This is a genomic window from Spirosoma pulveris (genome assembly GCF_054781875.1).
Genome location: NZ_BAAGTO010000001.1, coordinates 2,008,479 through 2,033,238, shown reverse-complemented (window position 1 = coordinate 2,033,238; position 24,760 = coordinate 2,008,479). Strand labels below are relative to the sequence as shown.

The 24,760-nt window shown below is 53.1% G+C and carries 15 protein-coding genes; 9 read left to right on the top strand and 6 right to left on the bottom strand.

All coding sequences use genetic code 11. The annotated features are described in order from the left end of the window. The first annotated feature begins 63 nt into the window (after nucleotides 1–63). The 6 genes from ACYVJM_RS08205 (at nucleotide 64) to ACYVJM_RS08180 (ending at nucleotide 10,815) form a co-directional block, all read left to right on the top strand. On the top strand, nucleotides 64–3,192 hold the full coding sequence (locus tag ACYVJM_RS08205; RefSeq protein ID WP_461147751.1) for a SusC/RagA family TonB-linked outer membrane protein: 3,129 nt from the start codon (nucleotides 64–66) through the stop codon (nucleotides 3,190–3,192). 86 nt (nucleotides 3,193–3,278) lie between these two features. Then, entirely contained in the window at nucleotides 3,279–4,874 is a 1,596-nt protein-coding gene (locus tag ACYVJM_RS08200; protein ID WP_461147703.1) for a SusD/RagB family nutrient-binding outer membrane lipoprotein, read from the top strand. 94 nt (nucleotides 4,875–4,968) lie between these two features. Next, nucleotides 4,969–5,883, top strand: a complete 915-nt coding sequence (locus tag ACYVJM_RS08195; RefSeq protein WP_461147702.1) for a metallophosphoesterase family protein — start codon at nucleotides 4,969–4,971, stop codon at nucleotides 5,881–5,883. A gap of 114 nt (nucleotides 5,884–5,997) precedes the next feature. After that, the gene (locus ACYVJM_RS08190) at nucleotides 5,998–6,546 is read left to right on the top strand and encodes a phosphonate degradation HD-domain oxygenase (RefSeq protein ID WP_461147701.1); all 549 of its coding nucleotides are present in this window, start codon (nucleotides 5,998–6,000) and stop codon (nucleotides 6,544–6,546) included. Between the two features lie 50 nt (nucleotides 6,547–6,596). After that, complete coding sequence (locus ACYVJM_RS08185) at nucleotides 6,597–9,386, top strand: phosphoesterase (protein WP_461147700.1); 2,790 nt, start codon at nucleotides 6,597–6,599, stop codon at nucleotides 9,384–9,386. A 142-nt stretch (nucleotides 9,387–9,528) separates the two neighbouring features. Then, nucleotides 9,529–10,815 (top strand): DUF5690 family protein, encoded by a 1,287-nt coding sequence (locus ACYVJM_RS08180; protein WP_461147699.1) that lies wholly within the window; start codon nucleotides 9,529–9,531, stop codon nucleotides 10,813–10,815. 164 nt (nucleotides 10,816–10,979) lie between these two features. Here ACYVJM_RS08180 and ACYVJM_RS08175 read toward each other — a convergent pair whose 3' ends face one another. The 6 genes from ACYVJM_RS08175 to ACYVJM_RS08150 all read right to left on the bottom strand — a co-directional run bounded on the left by ACYVJM_RS08175 (nucleotide 10,980) and on the right by ACYVJM_RS08150 (nucleotide 20,522). Next, nucleotides 10,980–12,086, bottom strand: a complete 1,107-nt coding sequence (locus ACYVJM_RS08175; RefSeq protein WP_461147698.1) for a glycoside hydrolase family 43 protein — start codon at nucleotides 12,084–12,086, stop codon at nucleotides 10,980–10,982. Between the two features lie 67 nt (nucleotides 12,087–12,153). Further along, nucleotides 12,154–13,677, bottom strand: a complete 1,524-nt coding sequence (locus ACYVJM_RS08170) for a RagB/SusD family nutrient uptake outer membrane protein (protein WP_461147697.1) — start codon at nucleotides 13,675–13,677, stop codon at nucleotides 12,154–12,156. A gap of 105 nt (nucleotides 13,678–13,782) precedes the next feature. Further along, nucleotides 13,783–17,235 (bottom strand): SusC/RagA family TonB-linked outer membrane protein, encoded by a 3,453-nt coding sequence (locus ACYVJM_RS08165; RefSeq protein WP_461147696.1) that lies wholly within the window; start codon nucleotides 17,233–17,235, stop codon nucleotides 13,783–13,785. 34 nt (nucleotides 17,236–17,269) lie between these two features. Continuing rightward, complete coding sequence (locus tag ACYVJM_RS08160) at nucleotides 17,270–18,337, bottom strand: FecR family protein (RefSeq protein ID WP_461147695.1); 1,068 nt, start codon at nucleotides 18,335–18,337, stop codon at nucleotides 17,270–17,272. Between the two features lie 83 nt (nucleotides 18,338–18,420). After that, nucleotides 18,421–19,011 carry an RNA polymerase sigma factor gene (locus ACYVJM_RS08155; RefSeq protein ID WP_461147694.1) on the bottom strand — a complete coding sequence of 197 codons (591 nt, stop codon included), beginning with the start codon at nucleotides 19,009–19,011 and terminating at the stop codon, nucleotides 18,421–18,423. 194 nt (nucleotides 19,012–19,205) lie between these two features. After that, nucleotides 19,206–20,522: a gluconate:H+ symporter gene (locus tag ACYVJM_RS08150; RefSeq protein ID WP_461147693.1), complete on the bottom strand. Its 1,317-nt coding sequence runs from the start codon at nucleotides 20,520–20,522 to the stop codon at nucleotides 19,206–19,208. Between the two features lie 802 nt (nucleotides 20,523–21,324). On the opposite strand from ACYVJM_RS08150, the gene ACYVJM_RS08145 reads away from it, so the two are divergent. The 3 genes from ACYVJM_RS08145 (at nucleotide 21,325) to ACYVJM_RS08135 (ending at nucleotide 24,617) form a co-directional block, all read left to right on the top strand. Further along, nucleotides 21,325–22,677, top strand: coding sequence for a S8 family serine peptidase (locus ACYVJM_RS08145; RefSeq protein WP_461147692.1), 1,353 nt, complete (start codon nucleotides 21,325–21,327; stop codon nucleotides 22,675–22,677). 156 nt (nucleotides 22,678–22,833) lie between these two features. After that, entirely contained in the window at nucleotides 22,834–23,064 is a 231-nt protein-coding gene (locus ACYVJM_RS08140) for a hypothetical protein (protein WP_461147691.1), read from the top strand. A 140-nt stretch (nucleotides 23,065–23,204) separates the two neighbouring features. Further along, nucleotides 23,205–24,617 carry a S8 family serine peptidase gene (locus ACYVJM_RS08135; RefSeq protein WP_461147690.1) on the top strand — a complete coding sequence of 471 codons (1,413 nt, stop codon included), beginning with the start codon at nucleotides 23,205–23,207 and terminating at the stop codon, nucleotides 24,615–24,617. Nucleotides 24,618–24,760 lie beyond the last annotated feature (143 nt).

Here is a 24,760-nt window from a genome sequence, read left to right as displayed (position 1 = left end):
AAAGTCGCTTCCTGCGATCTAAGCCGTTTGTACGTGGCGTTTTTATTTTGCCTGTTATCCGGTATGTCGGCCATGGCGCAGACCATCACCGGGCGCATCACATCAGGAGACGATAACCAGCCGTTGCCGGGGGTATCGATCGTCGTAAAAGGAACCAATGGCGGAACAACTTCCCGCGCCGATGGTACGTATTCGATCAGCGCACAGCCGTCCAGCACATTAACGTTCTCGTTTATCGGTTATGCCACTCAGGAAATTGCCGTAGCGAACCGCACTAAACTGGATGTTACGATGCTCGCCGGCGACCGGACGCTGACCGAAGTGGTTGTAACGGCTCTGGGTATCAAAAAAGATATTCGGCAAACGGGCGTTTCGATTCAGTCGGTGGATGGTTCCCAGCTGTTGAAAGCCCGTGAACCAAACGCTGTGAATGGTCTGGTAGGTAAAGTGGCCGGTCTGACCATTGGTGCCTCGGCCGAACTTCTGCGCCGACCCAATATCGTGCTGCGGGGTAATACCGATGTGCTGTTCGTGGTCGACGGGGTGCCCATCAACTCCGACACCTGGAACATCAGCCCGGACGATATTGAAACGTACTCAGTGCTGAAAGGCGCTTCGGCTTCGGCGCTGTACGGTTTCCGGGGGAAGAACGGAGCTATCCTGATTACCACCAAGCGCGGCACCAAAGACAAGCGTGGCTTTGCCGTTGATGTGAACACGAGCCAGATGGTCGACAATGGCTTCCTGGCCATTCCGAAAGTGCAGGATGAATACGGTCCCGGCGACCACGGCGTTTATGAATTCGTGGATGGTAAAGGGGGGGGTAAGAATGATGGTGACTACGACATTTGGGGACCCCGTTTCGAAGGGCAACTGATTCCGCAGTATGACAGTCCCGTTGATCCGGTAACCGGCAAGCGGCAAGGCACACCCTGGGTGGCGCGTGGTAAGGATAACCTAAAGCGGTTTTTGCAGACAGGTATTCTGTCGACCAACAACATATCGGTGTCCTCATCGGGTGAAAAATATGACCTGCGCTTTTCGGTATCGCACAACTACCAGCGCGGTCTGGTGCCAAATACCAAGCTGAACAGCACGACCTTCAAAGTGTCGACGGGCTACAACTTCTCGAACCGGCTGCGGTTTGAAGGCGATGTACAGGTCAACCGCCAGTACACGCCTAACATTCCCGATGTGAACTACGGCCCAAACTCGATGATCTATAACATTGTGATCTGGGGCGGTGCCGACTGGGATGTCGATCAGCTGAAAAACTACTGGCAGCCCGGCAAAGAGGGTACGCAACAGATTTATGCGGAGTATCAGCGATATAATAATCCCTGGTTTACGGCCAAAGAATGGCTGCGGGGGCATTACAAAACGGATATTGTAGGGCAGACCTCCCTCCGGTATAACATTACCGATGGCCTTGACCTTACGCTGCGTACCCAGGTGTCGACCTGGAACCTGCTGCGTAATGAGAAGTTTCCCTATTCGGCAACCAGCTATGGCCGCGAAGAAACGAAAGGTGACTACCGCGAAGACCGCCGGAACCTGCTGGATAATAACACCGACTTACTGCTTAAATACAATAAGCGGGTGAGTCCGTTGCTGAACGTCAACGCCATTGCCGGGGGGAACCTGCGGGTGTATAACTACAACTCGAACTACACCTCGACCAACTACCTGAACGTACCGGGCGTGTATAACTTCGCCAACTCGCTCAACCCGGTCATCGCGTCGAACTTCCAGTCCGATATGCGGGTACTGTCGGCGTACTACTCGGCTGACTTTACCTTGAAGGATTTCGTCACCCTCTCGACAACGGGCCGGATGGATAAACTGTCTACGCTGCCAAAAGGCAACAATACCTTCTTCTATCCGTCGGTGGCGTTGAGTACGGTATTGTCGGATTATCTGCGGTTGCCACAGGCCATTTCGTTCCTGAAATTCCGGGCTTCGTACGCCAACGTAAAGGATGGTCTGACCCAATCGACCATTGGTGTACCGAACTGGTCGCTGGGGTATGGTGAGCAATATCAGTCGTCCTATGATGGACCAACGTACCAGAATGCAGCCGTTTACAGCACACCGTTAACGATCAACAATACATCGACGGCCTACTTTACCAATGCGCTGAACAACCCCAACATCAAGCCAAACAGCACATCGCAGACGGAGGTAGGTTTAGACGTTCGCTTCCTGAACAACCGGCTGGCCTTCGATGCGGCTTACTACATCAGTGACGACGGCCCGCGTATTTTCAATCTGCCCATTTCTGAAACAACCGGCTATTCGTCGGCGCTGGTAAATGGTATCAAAACCCAGAAGAAAGGAATTGAATTGTCGCTGACGGGTAAAGTGCTGGTGAACCCCAACGGGTTAAACTGGGACGTACTGGCCAACTGGTCGACCTACAAAGAAATTTACAAGGATTTCTATCCCGGTGTAACGGCGCTGAATACCTTCTTCAAAGTAGGCGACCGGACGGATAAATATTACACGTCGACTTTTGTCCGCTCGCCCGATGGCCAGATCATCAACGATGCCGGTGGCCGGCCCATCCGTACTACGGTGGCACAGTATGTGGGCAACATCAATCCAGACTGGGTGTTCGGGGTAAATAACCGGTTCAGCTACAAAAATCTGACCTTCAGCTTCCAGGTCGATGGTCGTGTAGGCGGTGTTATTTCCGACTATGTACAACAGAAATCATATGCTGGTGGTCGGATCATCAACACCGTACAGGGCGATATGGGCGTAGCCCGCTTGAACGACACGAAAGGGATCAAATCGTACCTGGGCGAAGGTGTTCAGGTGAGCAACGGAGCCGTCATAAACTATAATTCGGATGGCTTCGTGACCAACTATGCTGAACTGCAATTTAAGCCAAACGAAACCAAAGCGTTTTTGCAGGATTACATTGCCCGGCGCTACGGCTTCGACGGTGGGAATATGATCAGCCGGACGTATGTGAAGCTTCGTGAAGTCGTGGTTGGCTATTCGCTGCCGCAGTCATTCACGAGCCGTCTGGGTATCAAGCAGGCATCCGTTTCGCTGGTGGCCCGTAACCTCCTCTACTTCGCCGAGAAGAAAGACATAGACATTGACCAGTTCACGAGCGGTGGCCGTTCGGACCTGCAAACGCCAACGACGCGCCGGTACGGTGTCAACCTGAACCTGACCTTTTAACTAATGAATAATGAACAATGCCGAATGGATAAGGCAATGGCAAATCATTAGTCATTAGCCATTCGGCATGATACATTCTTTACATCATGAAACTGAACAAGATCATTCTTCCCATATTGGCAATTGTGTTGGGGTTAACCAGTTGCGAGAAATCGTTCGATGAACTCGAAAAAGACCCTAACCGGGCCGTGAATGCCCCCGCTTCTCTCGTGTTGAAGGGCATCCTGAACGATATGTACAACAGCGGCAACAGCCCGTCCGGTTTTTCGGGCGTTACCAATGCGCCCTGGGGTGCCGAACAACGCTACAACCAGTTCTACGCCAGTAACTACGATTACTATTCGACCAATGAGTACAACTGGACCACAACGAGCCTGAATTACTTCACGCTGAAAGATGTGATTAAAATGGAGGCCGAAGCCAAACGGGCCGGTGCTGCCGATGTAAACCCATATGCTGCGTTGGGTAAGTTCTTTCGGGCGTATTTCTACGAAAACATGACCCGGCGCGTGGGCGATGTTCCACTCACCGAGGCCCTGAAAGATCTGGGTAACCTAACACCCAAATACGACTCGCAGAAGGCAGTTTATGCGCAGATTCTGAAATGGCTGGACGATGCCAACACCGATATGACGGCCATCATTACCAAAGGTGATAACACGCTGGCTGGCGATTTTTATTTAAATAATGACCTGCGCAAGTGGCAGAAGGTCATTAACGCCTACCGGATACGCGTGTTGATTAACCTGAGCAAAAAAGAGGGCGATACCGATCTGGCCATCAAACAGAAATTTGCCGAGATGATTGGCAATTCAACCAAGTACCCATTGCCAACGGGCTTAAGTGACAATCTGCAGTATATTCACAACAGCACCCAGAGTAAATATCCACGGAACCAGGATAACTTTGGGCAGAGCGCTACCCGCGAAAATATGGCTAAAACCTACGTCGACTTACTGGTAGAACGCAAAGATCCGCGCCTTTTCGTAGTGGCTGAACCAGCATCGGCTAAGCTGAAAGCGGGTTTGCAACCAACGGATTTTGCCGCTTTTGTAGGGGCTTCATCGGGTGAAGATTTGCAGGACATGGCTACTAAAGTGCTGAAAGGGGAGTACTCGTTTCAAAATCGGAAGCATTATTATACATCGTACATAGGTGAGCCTGTATTCATCATCGGCTATCCTGAACTGATGTTTAACATTGCCGAAGGAATTAACCGGGGCTGGGCCACCGGCGATGCCGCCAGCTATTACCAGAAAGGAATTGCCGCGTCGATGGAGTTTTACGGGTTGAAGGATGGCGATAATACCGTAACGTTTTCGCGGGATGGGGGTATTTTTAACTTCGATAATTACACCGTTAAAGTGAGCCTGGCTGATTACCTGGCGCAGGCATCGGTAAAATATGCCGGGAATAACGCCACGGGCCTGAGCCAGATTCTGACCCAGAAATACATTGCGTTCTTCCAGAATTCGGGCCTGGAAGCGTTCTATAACCAGCGCCGGACGGGTGTACCTACCTTCCTGACGGGTGTAGGCACCAGTAACAGCGGCCGGATTCCAAAGCGCTGGTTGTATCCGCAAAGCGAGCGGACCACCAACGAAGTAAATCTGAAAGCGGCCCTCACCAGTCAGTATGGCGGCAATGATGATATTAACGCCACCATGTGGCTATTGCAATAATCTTGTAGTATCGGGTGTCCCGCCCGGCCGTTAAGAGCAAATCAAATCAGACCGATAAGGTTTTTAAAACTTTATCGGTCTTTTTCCTGAACTGATGAACCGCAGAACCCTCCTCAAATCGGCCGCTTTATTGCCGGCTATCGCTTCTGAAACCGCTGCGATGCCACAATTGGCCCGCAAGCGCTCCGTTCGCTTTGCCTACTTGGGCGATACGCACATTACACCGGACGTTAAACCGATGGAAAGCATCGCCAGGTGCTTCCACCATGTCCAGAATCAGGCCGATAAGCCGTCGTTTATTCTGCATGGTGGCGATGTGATCATGGATGCCCTGGCAGAAGATCGGCAGAAGGTACAGCAGCAGTGGGATGCCTGGAACAAGCTCGTAAAAGCCGATAATTCGCTGCCAATCGAATACTGCATCGGTAACCATGACATCTGGGGGTTCGAGAATGCGAAGAATGACCTGCTTTATGGCAAAAAATGGGCCATCGACCAGATGAAGATCAGTGGTCGGTACCGCAGTTTCGACCGGAACGGCTGGCATTTTATCATTCTGGACAGCGTACAGCCTAAACCTGACGGCAAGTGGTACACGGGCAATATCGATCCTGAACAGATGGACTGGCTGAAAGCTGATCTGGCTAAAACCAATGCAAAAACGCCCATCCTGGTTCTGTCACACATTCCAATCTTCAGCCCGACTGGTTTTTTCAGTGAATCGAGTGTGAGAGAAGGTATGTGGAATATATCGGCGGGTACAATTCTTGCCAATACGCCCGAGTTGCTGAAACTGTTTTATCAGTATCCAAACGTAAAAGCCGCTCTCAGCGGGCACATGCATTTGCTGGATCGGGTTGAGTACAACGGTGTTACGTACCTTTGCAACGGTGCCGTTAGCGGCAACTGGTGGAAGAGCGACGTTTACCAGCAAACGAAAGCCGGATACGCCCTATTTGATCTTTACGACGACGGAAGCGTAGAACGAACCTATTTGCCCTATATGTAACACCGGGCGTCCCGCCCGGTTGTTAAACCTGTTTGTTTCTATCTTGCTGACATTAAAAGCTGCCTATTCTCTCACGACCACATACTCTCCCGGGCGAGATGCCCGGCATTACCTATGCAAACCATTGCCAATCTCTTTGCCCAGGGCGGTGACGATGCCTACTTCGGTGAGCCGATCACCCAACTCGAACACGCACTCCAGTGCGCTCAACTCGCCGAAGAAGCCGGTGCCGATGACGACACCATCGTGGCCGCTTTTCTGCACGACATTGGTCACCTGCTTCCACCCGATCTGGCAGGTGGCTACATGGATGGTTACGGCACCGTCGATCATGAACGTTTGGGAGCTGATTACCTGCGGGAGCGGGGCTTTTCGGAGAAGGTAGCGCAACTGATTGAAAACCACGTAAACGCCAAGCGGTATCTGGTCTATAAAAACCCGGCTTACTTTGCTCGTTTGTCGGAAGCGAGTTTAAAAACGCTGGAGTTTCAGGGTGGACCGATGACGGCCATTGAAGCAGCCGCTTTCGAAACGAATCCGTATTTCAAGGGCATTCTGCTCATGCGAACCTGGGATGAACAGGCCAAAATACCCGGTTTGCCAACCCCTGGTTTTGACCACTACATGGCTATTGTCGAGAAAAATGCCAACCGGGTTGACTAGGTTGTCCCCGTCCAGTGTACATGTTCACCCACCTTTTCATCAGCCCTACTATGAAGCACCTTTCCCTGTATCTGTTACTTTTCGCTTCTAGCCAAACTGTTGCCCAGCCTCCTCCACGGATCGCTGCGGCATCTGCTGGTGCCAAAACCTACACAACCTTACAGGTGCCCGGTAGAGCGGAGTTTTGTAAGATAGACATTAACGGAAAGTCTGTTCTGCCCAGCGGTCGCTATGTAACACCAGCGGGTCAAACCATCCGCATTGCCAATGACCCGTTTGGACTCGCCATTTCGTCCAATGGACAGAAAGCGGTTTCGCTGCACGATGGCATCTTAACGGTAGTCAACTTAGCCGATTTGCAGGCCACCCGCGTCCCCGATTACGCGGGCAAAATTCCCCCGGCGCTGAAAGCGGGTTCGTTTCTGGGCGTAGCCTTTGCGCCCGACAACCGCACGGCTTACCTCAGCAACGGCGATAAAGGACGGGTGCTGGTCTTCGATACCGAGCAATTTCGAACGATTGACAGTATTAGTCTTGATGGCAATGGCTACACTGATAGCTTCACGTCGGATTTGCTGTTGAACGGCAATGAGCTGCTGGTGCTTGACCGGGCCAATTTCCGGCTGGTACGCATTGATATGGCCACTAAAAAAATCTCCGCGTCCATTCCTACAGGTCGTCAACCCTTCGGCCTCGCCATCAGCCCCGACCGTAAACTGGCCTTTGTGGCGAATGTGGGCCTGTATGCCTACCCAAAGGTGCCGGGTGTTACCAAAACCAATAAAGATACCATGGCACTCAAGTTTCCGCCCTATGCGGCCCATACCAAAGAGTCGGCCGAAGGCGTGGAGGTGGAAGGGCGCCGGATTCCCGGACTGGGTAGCCCTCTGGTCGATGAAGCTATGAGCGTCTGGACGGTAAATCTGAGTACAAACAAGGTAGTAAATAAGGCCAAGCCGGGCGTGCAGATCGGCGAAATGATTGAAGAAGCCGAGGTCGTGGGTGGGTCGTCGCCCAACTCGGTGGTGGTGGGCAGCCGGTACGCGTACGTGTCCAATGCCACAAACGACAATATTTCTATTCTGGATTACAAGCAGCCCGGTAAATCAGGAAAAAAACCGGTGGGTACGATCTCCCTTAAAGTCGATCCAAAACTGGATCGATACCGGGGGCTGATGCCGTTCGGTATGGCTTTGACCAGCGACCAGAAAACCCTGTATGTTGCTTTGCTGGCGCTCAATGCGGTGGCTGTTGTGGATGTGCCGACGCGTAAGGTTCGGGGGCTGATTCCAACTGGCTGGGGACCCACGCGTGTGGCGCTGTCGCCGGATGAGAAGACCGTGTATGTCATATCGGCCAGAGGTCACGGGGCTGGCCCGAACGGGGGTGCTACATTCGTGAAACCACCACAGGGGACGTACATTGGCGATATTCAACTGGGCACTTTTCAGGCAGTTGCCGTGCCGGATGCCGCTCTGTTAGCGACCTACACCAAACAGGTGTTAGCCAATACTTACGAAACCGTTACCCTTACCGACGATGGCCGAAATCCATTGCCGGTATTGCCCAAAACCCGCCAGTCGCCCATTAAACATATTGTGTACATCACCAAAGAAAACCGGACGTACGACGAAGTATTGGGGCAACTGAAGTCGGCCAATGGCGATTCGACACTGGCCCGATTTGGTGAGGGCGTCACCATCAAAACCCGCGTTTCGACCAGCCGGGGAACCAGCGGCCGAACCACGGACAATGCCGTGGATAGCGTGCGGGTAACGGGTGCCGATATTATGCCGAACCACATCCGGGTGGCAAGGCAGTTTGCTTTCTCCGATAATTTCTATTGCGATTCGGACGCCAGTATTCACGGTCACCACTGGATGTTGGGCACGATCCCTAACGAATGGGTGGAGGCCAATGCCGCTTCGGAAGGACGGTTCGACATGGATTCCAAAGCACCGGGTCGGCGGTTCCCCAAAGCTTCCGGCGCGATAGATCCCGAAGACTACAACGAGATCGGTGGTCTCTGGGAAGCCTTCGAGCGCAACAAAATTTCGCTCTACAACTTCGGCCAGGTTAATGAGTTTGCCGGGAATGTAGAAGAATGGACAACGACGCAGTTCGGCGCGGCTCAGTCGGTCGTGTTTCCCATGCCGAAAGCCGTGTACCCACACACCTCACGCGACTTTGCCGGGTACAACACCAATGTACCCGACCAGTACCGCATGGAACAGTTCGAGCGGGAGTTTACGGCGAAGTGGATAAAGGGCAAAGAGAAAATGCCCCAGTTCGTGACCATGCAGATACCAAACGACCACGGTGCCGGACCGCGCCCGGATTTCGCCTATCCGTATTTACATTCCTACATGGCTGATAACGACCTCGCCGTTGGACGAGTACTGCATTTTCTGTCGCGCACCAAATACTGGAAGAATATGCTCGTCATCATCACCGAAGACGATCCGCAGGGGGGCGTCGACCATGTTGACGCGCACCGATCTGTACTGCTGATGGCCGGGCCATATGTGAAGCGTGGGTATGTGTCGCACACCCACGCCAACTTCGGGTCGGTACTCAAAACGATGTACAACATCCTCGGTGTGCCGTATGTGAACCAGTACGACCAGACGGCTTCGCTGTTGCAGGATTTCTTTACCGATAAACCCGACTTTCGGCCCTATGAAGTGGTGCTGCCCGACGGCCGGGTATTTGACCCACAGGCGGCTATGAAGCCCTATAAAAAGGTTTTCGACTGGCGCAAAATCCAAAAAGGCCCCGAGATGGACGACCGCGCCGACCAGCGTGCCGAACACTACCGCCAGCAGAATGGTGAGTATTAAAGTAGTGCCGACCGTCGCCGGGCCGACGGTCGGCACTACACCACCAAGCCATTTTTGTTCTATCTTGCGTTCTTCTAAGTCTGTTTTTAGCCGTCGAAAATTCGTTAAACGCTTTATTCATCAACAGTAACGCAAGCTATTTGTGAAATCCCCTGCTTTTTTACGTAATCCGACGGCGTTTATGCTTTTCGGCGCCACAGCCGCTTTCTGCACCTACGCCTGCATGTATGCTTTCCGAAAAGGGATCACCGCCGTTACGTTTGAGGGGATGGCCTTCGCAGGGATCAGTTACAAAATCTGGCTCGTAACGGCCCAAGTGTTTGGCTATGCGGTGTCGAAAGGGATTGGGGTGAAGGTCGTGGCCGAAATGTCGCCGGGACGTCGGGCTGTTAGTCTGCTATTTTTTGTGGGGTTTGCATTGCTGGCTTTGCTCGGCTTTGCGCTGGTTCCGGCCCCGTACAATATCATCTTTCTGTTCCTGAATGGCTTGCCGTTGGGTATGGTTTACGGTACGATGATCGGGTTTCTGGAAGGACGTCGGCAAACGGACGGGCTGGTGGCGGGGCTAACGGCTTCCTTTATTTTCGCATCGGGCTTCGTGAAAACGGTGGCGCTCACCATTCGCGCCGATTGGGGCGTGTCGGAGTTCTGGCTTCCCTTCGTAACGGGTATGCTGTTTGTGCTGCCCATGCTGCTTTCGGTCTACGCGCTGACCTTACTGCCGCCCCCCACCGACGAAGACCGGGCCCTGCGTACTGAACGCAAGCCTATGGATAGTGCTGAACGGGGCGCCTTTGTGCGCAACTTCCGGCCGGGTTTGATCTTGCTTATCGCTTCGTACGTGCTTCTTTCTGCCTTTCGGGATTTTCGCGACAACTTCGGTCCTGAAATCCTCAAAGATGCGGGTGTGGAGAACCCCGGTATTTTTGCCAAAACCGAAACGCTGGTCGCCCTGGGTATTCTGGTAGTAATGGCGTTGCTTCAACGCATAACCCAGAACTTCCGGGCGTTTGCGCTGCTCAATGGCCTTATGCTGTTGGGGGGCGCTCTGGTAGGTCTAAGTACGTATGCGTACTCATTAGGCTCACTGTCGGCAGGCAATTGGTTCCTGTTGACCGGCCTGGGCCTCTACATGGCCTACGTGCCCTGCAACGGCCTGTATTTTGAGCGGCTCATTGCCTCTTTTCGCTATGTCAGTACAGTCGGGTTTATGGTCACGCTGGCTGACTGGTACGGCTATCTGGGCAGTGTCGGCGTGTTACTTTACAAGAATTTCGGCCATGCCAACATCAGCTACCAGGAGTTTTTTATGGACGGTGCTTACATCCTGTCGGTCGTGTACGGCGTGCTGGTGATTGGGTCGTTTATCTATTTCCAGCGGAGGTATAGGGCCGAGGTAGCGGTTCGGATTGAGGAAAGTGTGGTCTGAAAGTAGCCAGACAGTGCTCGCGCCAGATTAAATAGGTACGTAAACGCTTAATTTTTTTAAATAATTACGTTTTGGTCATCCCGACCGGTCCGCCGGTCGGGATGACCAAAACGTATAGCTCAATCATTCCTACTTCATATTATTTACGAACGGATCGCGCCAGCTCACTCACCGCTGGGCCGCTTGATCCATTGCGTTATTGGTGATGCACTGCCAAAATCCGGCGAACCGTCGGCTTTCCAGGTGAAGGGCTGCATACGAATGGAGCGGTTGTTGCCGCAGCCCTGCCCCGCAGCGGCATTGGCGTGGTAAATGAGCCAGTTTTCTTTTCCGTCGGGCGTGGTGAAGAAGCTATTGTGTCCCACACCAAACGTACCATTTCCCCCATTTGGACCAAAAACAGGTGTGGCCGACTTCGTCCACGAAGCTGGTTTGAGCAGATCGGTGCTGGTATCGGCCGAGAGCTGCCCCAGGGCGTACAGGTCGGTTCCGCAGAAACTGGCCGAATAGATAAGGAATACTTTGTTGTTATGCACCAGAAATTCCGGTCCTTCGTTGACGCCGAAGCCGTTCTTTTCCCAGGCATACTCCGGCGAAGAGAGCTTAATTCGGGCCGTACTGGCAACGGTGTAGGGATTCGATAAGTTAGCGATGTAGATGTGCTGCGACCCACCCAGATCCGTTTCCCATCCCGACCAGGCAAAATACAGCTGACCGTTTTGTTGAAGCAGCGTGCCGTCAATTGCCCATTTGTTTTCGGGTAAGTTAAGTTGGCCCCGGTCGATCCACGTTCCCTGCGTTGGGTCGGCGGATTCATTTTCCAGAACGAACATACGGTGCGTAGCGTCGTTGCCGTTATTGTCGGCAGCGTAGTAGATATACCACTTACCATTCGCGAAATGCAGTTCGGGTGCCCAGATGTCGCGGGAGTTCGGTCCTGTTGCGGGGGGTGTCCAGACGGTGACCGGCCGCGCCGATCCCAGGCGGCTCATGGCGGCTGTTTTGTAGATGCGCAGGTTATTTCCGGTGGTGTGCATCACGTAATAAAAACCGTCTTTATACGTCACCCAGGGATCAGGAGCGGCCGTAAGGAGTGGATTCTGGAATTTTCCAACGGTATCGACACTCGTAACGGGGGGAGTCGGGGTAGGATTGGGCTTATCGGCCGATTGACAGGCGATCACCAGCGCCAGGAGTACAAACAGGTAGTTTTTCATCGTTGAGATAGGTTTTTCGCCACAAAGCGACACGGAGAAGACACGGAGTTGCATAGAGGGTTTTCTTTATAATTTCTCCGTGTAACTCTGTGTCTTCTCCGTGTCGCTTTGTGGCAAAAAATCAATAGTTTGGGTTTTGCAGCAGGTTCGGGTTTAAATCCCGGTCCAGTTGCGGGATGGGCAGCAGCTCGCTCTTGCCTTTTACAAAGGTAGAGAAAGCCGGGTCCCGGACAGCTAATTGCGTACCAAGGTCACCCCAACGGGCGAGGTCGTTCCAGCGGTGGCCTTCGCCCGACAGTTCCAGTAACCGCTCGTGCTTCAGCTGGGTCAGGAACTGCGCTTGCGTGAGACCCGGTTTCGCAACCGTCAGCGTGGGTAATCCAGCCCGCCTGCGTACCTGATCGACGTAGGTGTAAGCCTGGGTTGTTTTGCCCGTCGCGTTGAGGGCTTCGGCATACATCAGCAGCACATCGGCATAGCGAATGTACCGCCAGTTGTTGGGCGACCGGTAACCTTCCTCATTTTTCCAATGGTCGTTCTGAAATTTACGGAACCACACCCGTTTGTTATCCCGGCCGTAGCGCTGGGTGAAGGTTTGCCCATAAATCTGGGTGAAATCAGGACCACGTACATCGGTCGAGTCGAAGAGGAACGACGCTTCCAGACGTGGGTCGCGGGCGCCGGTCGTTGTTTTCTCCGTGAACTCGCGGGTAGGCCATCGTTGCGCTTCGCCATCTGACCAGCCAATGCCCGGAGGGCCAAAAAACTGTGCCAGCGAAGTGCCGTAGTTCTGGTTCGGCGTTTCCGTATCATCGTCGGTGTATTCGGCCGGGTTGATCTGGAACTGCCATTCGAAGACAGACTCCTTATTATTTTCGGTCGTAATCAGGAAGTTATCGCGATAGTTTGGCATCAGCGAGTACACACTTTTTCCATCGCCTTCCACTAACCATTGCAGGGGTGTCAGCGCTTCGGTGTATTTCTGCTGCTGCATCTGTGCTCTCGCCAGTAAAGCATAAGCGGCCCCTTTCGTGGCCCGTCCCAGATCGGCGTTGCCGTACGTTGTTGGCAAGGTCGCAGCGGCTTCGGTCAGGTCCTTCTCAATCTGAGCCCACACCTGCGCGGTAGTTGCCGAGCTGGGTTTGTCGCCCACAACAGATGGTTGCAGGATGAGCGGGACGTTGCCCCAGAGCGTCACCAGATGGAAGTAGTACATGGCCCGCAAAAACTTGGCCTCGCCCAGATACCGCCCTTTCAACGTAGCATCCATCTGGATGGCTGGAACGTTATTGATGACCTGATTAGCGCGGTTAATGCCGATGTAGTTATCATTCCAGACGGCATACGCATTGCCATAATTGTAGTCCGTTACCAGAAACTGGTCCATGTTGTTGACAATGTCAGTTGCCGGACTCTGGCTGCGTCCTTCATCGGAACGGATAATGTAGTAGAACGGCATCCAGCGCGAAATGCCGCCCCGGTGCATGGTACTATAGACCGCGTTGACACCCGCCAGCGCATCGTCCGGGGTTTTCCAGAACGACTCGGTCGTTACCTGGTTGGGGTTCACAATATCAAGGCTACGCTGGCAACCTGTAAAGGCCAGGGTTGCGGCTATCGTTAGCGAAATGAATTTATTTTTCATCCTAAAAGAAAGAGCGAAAGAGTGTAAGAGCGAAAGAGCGTTTACCGCCTTTTCATGGTTGAGCAAATCATTCTGTTGTTTCATGATAAGTTTATCCGAAACGGGTTAGAAGTCGCAATTAACGCCTACCGATACCACGCGAGGGGAAGGCCAGTGACCAAGATCAACGCCCCGCTCCTGAATATTGGCACCTGTTACATCAGGGTCAAGTCCGGTATATTTTGTAATCGTGAACAGGTTCTGACCACTTACATACACGCGGGCGTTACGGATTTTGATCGTGTTGAGCAGAGATTTCGGCAGCGTGTAGCCAATCTCAACGTTGCGCACCCGCACATAGGAGGCATTCTCCAGCCAGCGATCCGTATACCCGAAGTTGTTCGAGATAATTCCCTGATCGCCGGATTCCAGTCCTAACCGAGGGTCGGTTGTACTGGTGTTGGTCGTCGTCCACGGGCTTATGTCAGACCGGAAGTTGGTGAGCTGGTAGCTGTCCAGCCCGCGCCGTACGTCGTTGTAAACGGTATACCCAAATACGCCCGTTAACTGCACATTGAGCGAAAACTGACCGTACGATACATTGGCCTGTGCACCCGCCTGCAACTTAGGCCAGGGCGAACCCACAAACTGACGGTCGTCGTTCTGAGTGATCTGTCCGTCGCCGTTGGTGTCGACATACTTAATGTCGCCCGGTTTGGCGTTCGGCTGGATCAGGGTTCCGTTGGCTCCTTTGTAATTATTTATTTCCTCCTGGTTCTGGAAAATGCCGGCCGTTTTCAATACATACCATTGACCGACGGCCAGTCCAACCTGCGAGCGGGTGTTGCCACTCTGGATGTAGTTGATGTTCTGGCCCTGGTTTCCTACGTTTTCGACCCGGTTTTTGATAGTCGTAAAATTGCCCGATACGTCCCACTTGACAGCGTGTTCGTTGTTGCGATAGGTAGCCGAAAACTCAACGCCCCGGTTGCGGATAGAGGCTGTATTTACGTACGGATTGCCGCGCAGGTTACCTAGATAGCCCGGCACGGCCAGGTTTAGAATGGCGTCGTTCGAGAGCGAGTTATAGACGTTGATTTCCGTCGTGATCCGATTTCTCAGGAACGAAGCCGATACACCATAGTTTTGCTGGAGCCGCTCCTCCCAGCGTAGATCGGGATTAGCCAGTTGTGCCTGATAGGCTCCGACGAATGGTGTCTGGTCAACTCCGAAAATAGTTCTCGGATTGTTGTTGATGAAAGCTGTGTAAGGGAATGAACCCAGCGTAGGCACTACGATACCCAGCTTGCCGTAAGAGGCATTCAGTTTTAAATCGGAGATCCAGTCGACTTGGAAGAATTTCTCCTGACTGATACGCCAGGCTGCCGCTACCGAGGGAAAGAAACCCGTCCGGTAATTCGATCCAAAACGCGAATCCTGGTCTACCCGGCCCGTCAGGGTTAGCAGGTATTTGTCGTTATAGGCGTAATTGACCCGGCCGATGTAGCCCAAAATCCGGTAATCGTCGGGGGTGCCGCCGGCTGAGTTCGAGATACCCGTAGCGGCATTGATGGTGTTGAAATACTGACCACCGGCAAAGCCCAGATTGGTACGCGAGCCGGACGTAATGTCGCGACGGGTCGTTTGCTGGCTGATACCCACCACGCCGTTGATGTTGTGCATCCCGAACACTTTATTGAAGTTCAGCGTGTGTTCGAACAGCATACTGAGGTAGCGCGACCGGTCTTCGCCCACCGAGCTGGCTACCGGCGAGGCACTATACTGATAGGTGCCAATCCGGCGTAGATTCTGGGTGTAATCGAAACTCACTTCCAGGCCCGCGTTGGCGCGGTAAGTCAGCCAGTCGGTCAGCTTTACGTCGAGGTACGCATTGCCGACCAGCTTGGCGTAATTGCTTTTGTTGCTGGCCAGATTACGAACCGCCACGGGGTTGAAGGCGTAAGTAACGGCATCCGGGTTCCGGCCAATACCGTAGCCCCCCGGATTACCCGCGTCGATATAGCTGGGGTCCTGCACCGGAATAACGGGGAGCATACCGGCCATGTCGTAAATAGGGTTACCCGCCGGGAAGTTCTGGATATTCGAGTTCGTCAGCAGCGCATTTTCGCCAAACGTAAATCGACCCAGCTGGCTCTTGGTATTGATGCGCAGGCTGGCCCGGTCGAAGCCGCTGCCAATGACATAGCCTTTGTTCCCGAAGTAACTCCCCGAAATCAGATACGTTCCGGTTTTGGTGCCGCCCGACAGCGTCAGGTTGTAATCCTGAAGGTTGCCCGTTTGCAGAACCTGATCCTGCCAGTTGGTATTGATGTTTGGGTTGAACGTCGCCGTCGCTACGCTGGATGGGGGCGTTTGCCCGGCGTTCTGATATTGGGTCCGTTGGGTAGCCGCAAAGTTGGCTGCGTCCATGACATCCCAGCGTTTGTAGACTTGCTGAACACCGTATTTAGCCGAAAACGACACCCGGATCGGACCTTCTTTACCTTGTTTAGTGGTGATGATGATCACGCCATTAGCCGCTCGCGACCCATAAATGGCCGCAGCCGAGGCATCTTTCAGCACCTGAATGGACTCGATATCGTCGTTGTTGATGGTTGGGTTGGCATCGGCAATCATACCGTCAATGATGTACAGCGGGTCGGTATTCAGGAAGCTGGCTACCCCGCGAATCTGGATCGACGCTTGCTGCCCCGGTACGCCCGTATTTCGCACGGTAACCCCCGGCGATAGCCCCTGAATGGATTCTGCCAGCGAGTTGGCCGTTACTTTGTTGGCCTGGGTGGTGTTGATGACGTCGTTAGCACCGGTAACGTCCCGCTTCCGAACGGTCTGATACCCGATCACAACCACCTCGTTGAGGGTTCTGTCGTCGGGAACGAGTTTCACGTTGATGACTGTGCTGGTACCGATGGTTACATCCTGACTGGCGTAACCCACGCTCGAAATCGTCAGCGTTGTGGCGGCATCGCTGACGTTCAGCACGAAGTTGCCGTTGGCATCGGTCGTCGCTCCGGTCGTTGTACCTTTCTCGATGACATTGGCACCGGGCAATCCCTGGTTATTTTCGTCGGTGATCTGTCCGCTGATGCGCTTAAGCTGTGGCGCTTCCGTTACGTCGGTGAGCGCATTACTAACGGTCGCCAGTGCGGGTGCGGAGCTTTCTGCTGGTAGAGCAAGTCCCACTTTTTTGGCGGATACCGCCTGAATGGCAAACAGGTTCGCATTCACTTTGCGGTAGCGTAACCCCTGCGATTCGATCAGTTGGTTGAGCGCCTGTTCGAGGGAAAGACCGTCCAGATCGGCGTCGGTTTGCCGACCGGCTACGAGCTGTTCATCGTAGGCGAAATTAACGTTGAAGCGCCGTTCCAGTTCAGACAGGGCTTTTTTCAGCGAACGACTCCGGCGGTTGCGCTGACCGGCATCGGGTGAGATTGTCTGCCTGCTGGCGGTGCTTTCGTAGACCGGTTGGGCGCGGGTCAATAGCTGCGCAACGCTGGGTTGCGGCAGGACGTAGACCCCGCCCAGAAGCATAGAAAGGAGAATATACTGGTTTTTCATACGAAGAGAACTAGGTAATTGTTGTTGACTAAAATCAGGGGTTATGGCGTAAACTGATACGATCGCCGGTACGGTAGGCCGTCAGATCAAATGTGAGCGAAAGGGTAGTTAGCAGTGTTTCGATGCTCTGGTCAGACAGGTTGCCCGTGAACCGTCGGTTTGCCAGTTCACTGTCTTCAAAGACGATATCCAGCCCGTAGGTGTCGTGGAGCTGCTGGGCAATGTCGCTCAGCGCTGTGTTGTCGAACACAAACTGATGGGCCACCCAGGACGTGTGCAGTTGCGGCCTCTCCTCCCGAATCTCAACCGCTTCGACACTTGGTTTGGTCGCAGCAAACTGACCGGGTTTCATCTCGATCACTTTACCCGCAGGCTCATCGGGTTTAGATAACTGCACCCGGCCTTCTACCAGCGTTACCGCCGTGCTGCCCCGGCGGGTGTTGACGTTGAACTGCGTGCCCAGCACGGTAATGTCCAGCCCGGATGTATGCGTCACGAACTTCACCCGGCCGCCCAGATGACTCTTTTTCGTGACGGTGAAAAATCCTTCGCCATCCAGCCAGACCTCGCGGGATTTGTCGTCGGTCCAGCCATCGGTATAGGTAAGGGTGGTGTTTCCATTCAGGAGTACCGTAGAGCCGTCGGGCAGCGTAACGGTCCTGTTTTCACCAAAAGTCGTGTGAATGCGCTGCTCTTTGGGGAGTAGTTGATAATAGATCATTCCCCCGGCTATCAGCAGAAAACCCGTTATGGAAGCCGCCACCTGCCAGCCGAAACCGGGTCGCTCCCCAATGAAACGCTGCCAGCCGGACAGGGGTCGTACCGCCGACTTTTCCGATTGTTTTTCATCGAATGCCCGATCCAGCACCTGCCAGATACGTTCCTGACTGGCATCGGTCAAGTCATTAAAGCGGGCGTTCAGGTGAAGTAACAGCGACGTAGCTTCATCGATACTCGCCTGTTTTTCCGGATGTTCGAGCATGAAACTATGCCAGAAAGTCATACTCTGCTCATCGGGCTGGAGCACCCACTGGCGGAATGATTCATCCAGTACAAACTCGTTGATAGAGTATTGGTTGTAATCGGGTAAAGGCATATTCATGTACGAAATCCGGCTGACGTCTACCCAACAAAGAGCTTCGTTCAACAGATTATCCCTCGCTATGCCTACTTTTTTACTAAAATTTATCGGATGAATGCCAAAAGCAGAAAGACGGTATTGGCTGGTATGCGTTTTTGAAGAGACGCAATGGCTTTATACACAATTTTGTAGACGGATGTCTGCTCAATACCCATGATTCCGGCAATTTCCTCATAACTGAGGTTGTCGAAGTATTTCAAAAACAGCGCTTCTTTCTGGCGGGCGGGGAGGTTGTTCAACTCATACAGCAACAGTGTCGACTGCTCCTGCGAAATCTGCCGATCCAGCCAGGTAGGTTCGTAATAAAACTCGATGGCAAAGTCAAGGTGTTCGGCATCATGGTCGAATCGCTGCTCACTGGTCAGCTTGCGGACTATTTCCCGACGTAGGGAACGCATGAGGTAAAACTTGATGGAGTCGGTGCGACCCAGCCGTTCGCGGGTTTCCAGAATAGTGAGGAACAGGTCTTGCAGGCTGTCTTCAGTCAGCTCCCGATTCTGGGCAATCTTGTAGCCGTAGTTGTAAAGCGTGGGCGCGTATTTATGGTACAGATAAGCGTATGCCTGTTTACTGCCGCTCAGGAAATCATCCCAGAGGGCGGCATCGGTTGTGTAAGGGTACGTTGAGCTTTCCAATGCTTCGTTGCGTTATTGGAAGCTTAAATTTACAACTTACCAAGGGAATAGTAATACTTGGTCGGTAAAAAGTAATGTTTGTTGGTAGAGTTTGTTGGGGAAATGGTCAGTAGGCTGAGTGGTCAATTTCTTAAAACTGCCCAAACAACGACCCACAAGAAACGGACGGCATCACAAACTATGAGCTGGAAATCTTAAGCCAGTACCCAGCTCAGCGCCATCACCCCAGCGAGTCCGGATACCGAAACGAGCGTTTCCATGACAGACCAGGTTTTCAGTGTGTCAGCCATGGAGAGTTGAAAATACTCCCGAAACAACCAGAAGCCTGTGTCGTTGACGTGCGAAAACATCATGCTGCCGGCCCCGATGCTCAGTACCATTAGATTAGGCTCAACCCCCGGCGCACTCAGCATGGGCGTAACGAAACCAGCGGTGGTAATGCCTGATACCGTCGAAGAACCCACACACACCCGAATGAGGGCCGCCATACCCCAGGCCAGCACATAAGGGTGCAGGGTGGAGTCGCGCATAAGATCGGCAACGGCCTGATTTACCCCACCCTCCGTGAGTACCTGCTTCAGAGCACCCGCGCCCCCGAAAATCAGGAACAGCAGTGCCACATCTTTGATCGACTCGCCGAGCATGGCGGTCACCGTTGGCATCGACTTACCTCGCCAGATGCCCAGCGTAACCGATGCCACTAGCACCGCACAGAACATACTCACGACGGGTTCACCTACGAACAGCAATACCTGCTGGCTAGCAGAACCGACGGGCAGCATCGGACTGGCCAGCGTACTCAGGCCGATGAGCAGAATCGGTAATAAAACAGTCAGGAAGCTCACAGGGGTTGAAGGCATCTGATCGTCGGGAAGGTCGGGGGCGATGAAGGCGGGGTTCGGTAAGGTCGTGTACCGTTGCACTGTCGAGCCGAACAGGGCGCCTGAGATCAGGATGGCCGGAATGGAAACAAGGATGCCGTAAAAGAGCGTCAGGCCCATATCGGCGTTGAATTGCTTAAGAATTGCCAGCGGAGCCGGGTGGGGCGGGAGGTAGCCCTGTGTAACGGATAAGGACGCCAGCATGGGCAGGCCAATATACAGGGCGGGCAACTTATACCGGTAGGCAACCGTAATTACCAGTGGCGCCAGCAGCATAAAGCCCACGGAATAGAAAAGCGGCAGACCAACAATAAAGCCCGTGACCAGAAAGGCCCATCGGGCATGTTTAGTGCCTACCAGCGACATGATACTGACCGCAATGCGCTGAGCGGCCCCACTCTGCGCCACTAATTTACCCAACATTGCCCCAAGCGCGATAATGGCCGTTATAGAACCGAGCGTACCGCCGATGCCTTTCTGAATGGCCTCTGCCAAGGCCAGTGGTTTTAATCCCAGCGCCAGACCAACCCCAATCGACACGGCCAGAAAAGCCAGAAAGGCGTGCAGACGAACGAGAGAAATAAGCGCAATGAGGGCCAGGATTCCTAAGAAGGTAATGGTTAATGGCATAAGGAATAAACAAAGTAGGTGCTACAGATGCGTAGCGCATTAGTTTATCAATGTTGTTTCCCGTTTTTTCTACTTTCCCGACTAAGGGATAAGTAATCCGGATTGGGAAAAGGCGCGGTTTCATCGGCAGTTCCAGACTCGTATTCTGCCGCCCCCCGTCTGATAAAAGAATGTGGTTGTCAGGAAACGATTCCGTTCCTAACAACCTATAGGAAGTAAATCTATAGATTGTTTGTAAAATATGTTAAATGATTGATTTTTAAATAGTTGCCGTTAAATAAAGAGTGTTGGGTATGGGTGTTTTTATTGCACAATTTTGTCTTGAAATAGAACTCGCAGCAGGATTGTCAAAATTAACGGGTATGGAAACATAGGCCGTAGTGATGAGAAAATGGCTTTCGGAGAAAGTCATGACGGGCAAAAGTTGCCTGAGTAAACGTACGAGAAATAACAGATCAGCGAGAGAGCCCCTTTTAACGTAATCGCATTGTAAGACCAGCACTGGTACTGGTAGCATCCGTAGCCAACGCGTCTGGTGAGTCGATCAATCTTAAACGCAAAATTTCAGTCAGTTAGAACGTGTCTGTTCTGCTAAGGGGTGATTAGTCCACTAGTCAGCCTCACTTCATTCGTGCCGGTACGATGAAGGTTTCTAACGGGGCTTCGGCTCCGCCGTTGTCTGTTCCCGATTTCTACAGGTTTACGCTTTTATTTCTGGCGGACGTTCATACGTTTCCGTTCATTCCGCCTGCCCTCAATTTTACCACTTTCCTCTTTTTATCACCTTTTAATAGTAATTACCATGGCTAAGAAAGATGCTAACCAATCCTCTAACGACGGGGCTGCTAACCGGGCCTCTTCATCTGTTGACGAAATACTGCTTGCGGCTCTCGAACGCGACGATAACAGCTTCGAGACGGGACGTTACCTGGTCACGTTCAAAGAAGGGGCGAGCGAAGAAGGGTACCAGTCCTTGCAAACGCAGGGAATGCGCGTTGCCGACGCCCGCGACTTCGATGATCAGGCTGTTGTAATGGAAAAAACCGGTGATGCCGATGCCGTCATTTTTCCTGAGATTGGCGTCGCTCTGGTGGGTGGCAATGCTGCTCAGGAGCGTAGTATGAGCGCTTTTGCCGAGGTGGCAACAGACAGCCCGATCCTGTCCATCGACCCGGAGTACTTCGTATTTGCCGATAGTATGTATTCGGAGTTCTTACAGGCCAGCACTGGTCAGCCTGCTCCGAGCACATCGAATGAATTTTTGCGGGGTTTTTTGCAGGCTACCGAGACCATTGCCAAAGAGATGCGGAGCAATGGAAATTCGCAGGTAGACATAGACGAAGAAATACAGGTACTGGGCGCCACTTGGGGACTAAATGCCTGTCGGGTACCGCCCAGCATACGGAGTGGGGTGGGTATACGCGTTGCCGTGCTGGATACGGGGTTTGATTTGGGGCATCCCGATTTTGTGGGTCGCCCGATCGTTAGCCAAACGTTTGTGGGGCAACCTGTGCAGGACATTCACGGTCATGGTACGCATACGACCGGTACTGCCTGCGGGCCCAAGTCACCCGTGGGCGCTACTCCCCGGTATGGTATTGGCTATCGGTCGTCCATCTTTGTAGGTAAGGTACTCTCAAACTCAGGCGGTAGCGTGGGGGGGAGTGTACTGGCTGGAATGAACTGGGCCATTGCCAATCGCTGCGCGGTTATTTCGATGTCGCTCGGTGGGCAGGGTGGGGTACAGCCTTCCTATACCGCTGCCGGACAAGCTGCCCTGAACAATGGTTGCCTGATTATTGCCGCTGCCGGAAACGCTGGTGCTGCAACGGGTTACCCCGCCAACTCGCCAACCATCATGTCGGTCGCTTCGCTGGATTCCACATTAACACCTTCCTCTTTTTCTAACTTTGGCAAAATTGAGATTGCTGGCCCCGGTCGGGATGTGTTTTCATCATGGCCCCGGCCTACCCGGTACCGAACCATTAGCGGAACCAGTATGGCTACTCCGCACGTGGCGGGCTGTGCGGCACTTTGGGCCGAAACATCGCCCGCTATGCGCGGGCTAACGTTATGGCGCAAGCTTCAGGCATCGGCCCGACGGTTGCCGCAACCTGCCGCCCGTGTGGGTGCCGGACTCGTTCAGGCGCCTTAACTTAAACTTGGTTGAGCTTGCTGGCAGGTGCAATTGTGCCTGCCAGCTTATTGAACAAACATGCTCTGTTTTCGATGGATCGTTGTTTTATTCCTATTGATGGTGTCAAGAGGAGACCGCCATGTAATACATTATTCCAGGAAGACTATGTCTGAAATGAAAAGATGGGTTATCACACTGGCCGCAGATCAGTCAGTGAGTGAAGTATCCAGAGAGGTGAGCAAGACGGGCTTTACCGTTGAACAGGTGCTGGACCAGATTGGCTGCATTACAGGGTCAGGCAGCGATGAGGTGGCGCGCAAGCTGAGGAAGATTCCGGGTGTTGCCGATGTATCTCCCGATGTGGATATTCAGATTCCGCCACCCGGCGAATCCGTTACCTGGTAAGGTCAGTCGCTTCTTTGCCGTTGTGTGTTCGTCGACTGGACAAAACCAGTGGAGCAGGGCTCTGTTGCTCTTACCTGAGGTCAGGCGAAGGAGGAGCCGTTAACGTTTATTAATCACCAGCGAATTGGAGGGATACTGTCATGGCAACAAATGATACTCAAAACGATTTTCCAAATGGCTCATTGCCCAATCGGGTGTCGTCTTCTGTCGAGGAGCTGCTGCTGGCTGCTCTAGATCGTAACGATGCTGGTTTTCAAACGGGTCGTTATGTGGTTACGTTCAAGACCGGTTCAGATGAGGAAGCCTTAAGAAAGGTGGGGGTGGCGCAGGGAATACGCGTTGCCGATGCGCGGGATTTTAAAGGTCAGGCTGTTACACTGGACCAGGTGGGAGATGTAGATGCCGTATTTTTCCCCGAAATCAACATTGCGCTGGTGGGTGGTCATGTCATGCAGGAACACCGGCTGGATATGGATTACAAGTATCAGCCGGACAGTCCTATCGTGTCCGTTGATCCGGAATATTTCGTGTTTGCCGATGGAGGCACGAGTGAAGGTATGGTGAGCAGCCGCTTCGTTGAATTAGCCACAAACACAACATTTGAAAGCCTGCCGGGCTTCGCCGAATCACTGCAAAGGACGTCGGACGATTATTTGCGGGGTTTTTTGCAGGCTACCGAGACCATCGCCAAAGCAATGCGAGGGAGCGGAAACGGGCATTCGCACCATGAAATGGACGAAGAAGCAGCGGTACTTAACGCAACATGGGGGCTGAAATCATGCCGTGTACCACCCAGTCTGCAAACCGGGGCCGGCATAAAGGTAGCGGTTCTTACCAACGGATTTGATCTGGGACACCCCGATTTTACCGGCCGTTCCCTGGCCAGCGAAACCTTTGTTGGCGAGCCGGTTCAGGATTTAAACGGGCATGGTACGCACATGATTGGCACCGCCTGTGGTCCTGATGCTCCTGCCGGTGCCACTCCCCGATACGGTATTGGGTACCGCTCCGCTATTTTTGTAGGCAAAGTGTTGACTAACTCAATGGCGGGCACCCTGGGCAGTGTATTGACGGGCATGAACTGGGCGATTGCCAACCGATGTCCGGTAATTTTTGCTCCGTTAGCCATGACGGGTGGGCCGTCGGCTGTGTTCACTACAGTCGGACAGGCCGCTTTAACAAAGGGTTGCCTGATCATGGCCGGGTCGAGCAATTCAGGAACCGTTGTGGGTGCTCCTGCCAATTCGCCCACTATTATGTCGGTAGCAGCACTCAACCAAAACTTACAGCCAGCCCCTTTCTCGCCAGTGGGTAAAGTCGATATTGCAGCTCCGGGTCTGGATACTTTTTCGGCCTGGCCCCGCCCTCGTCGGTATAATACCATCAGCGGTATTGCTACGGCTACCGCACACGCTGCCGGTTGTGCAGCACTTTGGGCCGAAACGTCGCCCGGCTTGCGTGGCATGAAGTTATGGCGAAAATTGCAGGATACGGCCAGGCGTCTGCCTTTCCCCGCTACCAGGGTTGGGGCCGGGTTAGTTCAGGCTCCCTAGCGTCTGGCTTATTCCCTTGTTGCCATAAGGTGAACTTCCATAGCCTAATTTCCTCTAGCACTTAATGGATAAACGTGCCCCTGCATGGGTCGAAAGCTGAGCGAGTCCTGTAACTTACGGGCTTTACCCGTAAAGCCGAAACC

What these genes read in the sequence shown, in the direction of transcription:
- ACYVJM_RS08185 (WP_461147700.1), top strand. Translation starts at nt 6,597, where the DNA reads ATGAAGCACCTTTCCCTGTATCTGTTACTTTTCGCTTCTAGCCAAACT.
- ACYVJM_RS08140 (WP_461147691.1), top strand. Translation starts at nt 22,834, where the DNA reads ATGAAAAGATGGGTTATCACACTGGCCGCAGATCAGTCAGTGAGTGAA.
- ACYVJM_RS08205 (WP_461147751.1), top strand. Translation starts at nt 64, where the DNA reads ATGTCGGCCATGGCGCAGACCATCACCGGGCGCATCACATCAGGAGAC.
- ACYVJM_RS08160 (WP_461147695.1), bottom strand. Translation starts at nt 18,337, where the DNA reads ATGAATATGCCTTTACCCGATTACAACCAATACTCTATCAACGAGTTT.
- ACYVJM_RS08165 (WP_461147696.1), bottom strand. Translation starts at nt 17,235, where the DNA reads ATGAAAAACCAGTATATTCTCCTTTCTATGCTTCTGGGCGGGGTCTAC.
- ACYVJM_RS08200 (WP_461147703.1), top strand. Translation starts at nt 3,279, where the DNA reads ATGAAACTGAACAAGATCATTCTTCCCATATTGGCAATTGTGTTGGGG.
- ACYVJM_RS08135 (WP_461147690.1), top strand. Translation starts at nt 23,205, where the DNA reads ATGGCAACAAATGATACTCAAAACGATTTTCCAAATGGCTCATTGCCC.
- ACYVJM_RS08195 (WP_461147702.1), top strand. Translation starts at nt 4,969, where the DNA reads ATGAACCGCAGAACCCTCCTCAAATCGGCCGCTTTATTGCCGGCTATC.
- ACYVJM_RS08145 (WP_461147692.1), top strand. Translation starts at nt 21,325, where the DNA reads ATGGCTAAGAAAGATGCTAACCAATCCTCTAACGACGGGGCTGCTAAC.
- ACYVJM_RS08190 (WP_461147701.1), top strand. Translation starts at nt 5,998, where the DNA reads ATGCAAACCATTGCCAATCTCTTTGCCCAGGGCGGTGACGATGCCTAC.
- ACYVJM_RS08150 (WP_461147693.1), bottom strand. Translation starts at nt 20,522, where the DNA reads ATGCCATTAACCATTACCTTCTTAGGAATCCTGGCCCTCATTGCGCTT.
- ACYVJM_RS08170 (WP_461147697.1), bottom strand. Translation starts at nt 13,677, where the DNA reads ATGAAAAATAAATTCATTTCGCTAACGATAGCCGCAACCCTGGCCTTT.
- ACYVJM_RS08175 (WP_461147698.1), bottom strand. Translation starts at nt 12,086, where the DNA reads ATGCAACTCCGTGTCTTCTCCGTGTCGCTTTGTGGCGAAAAACCTATC.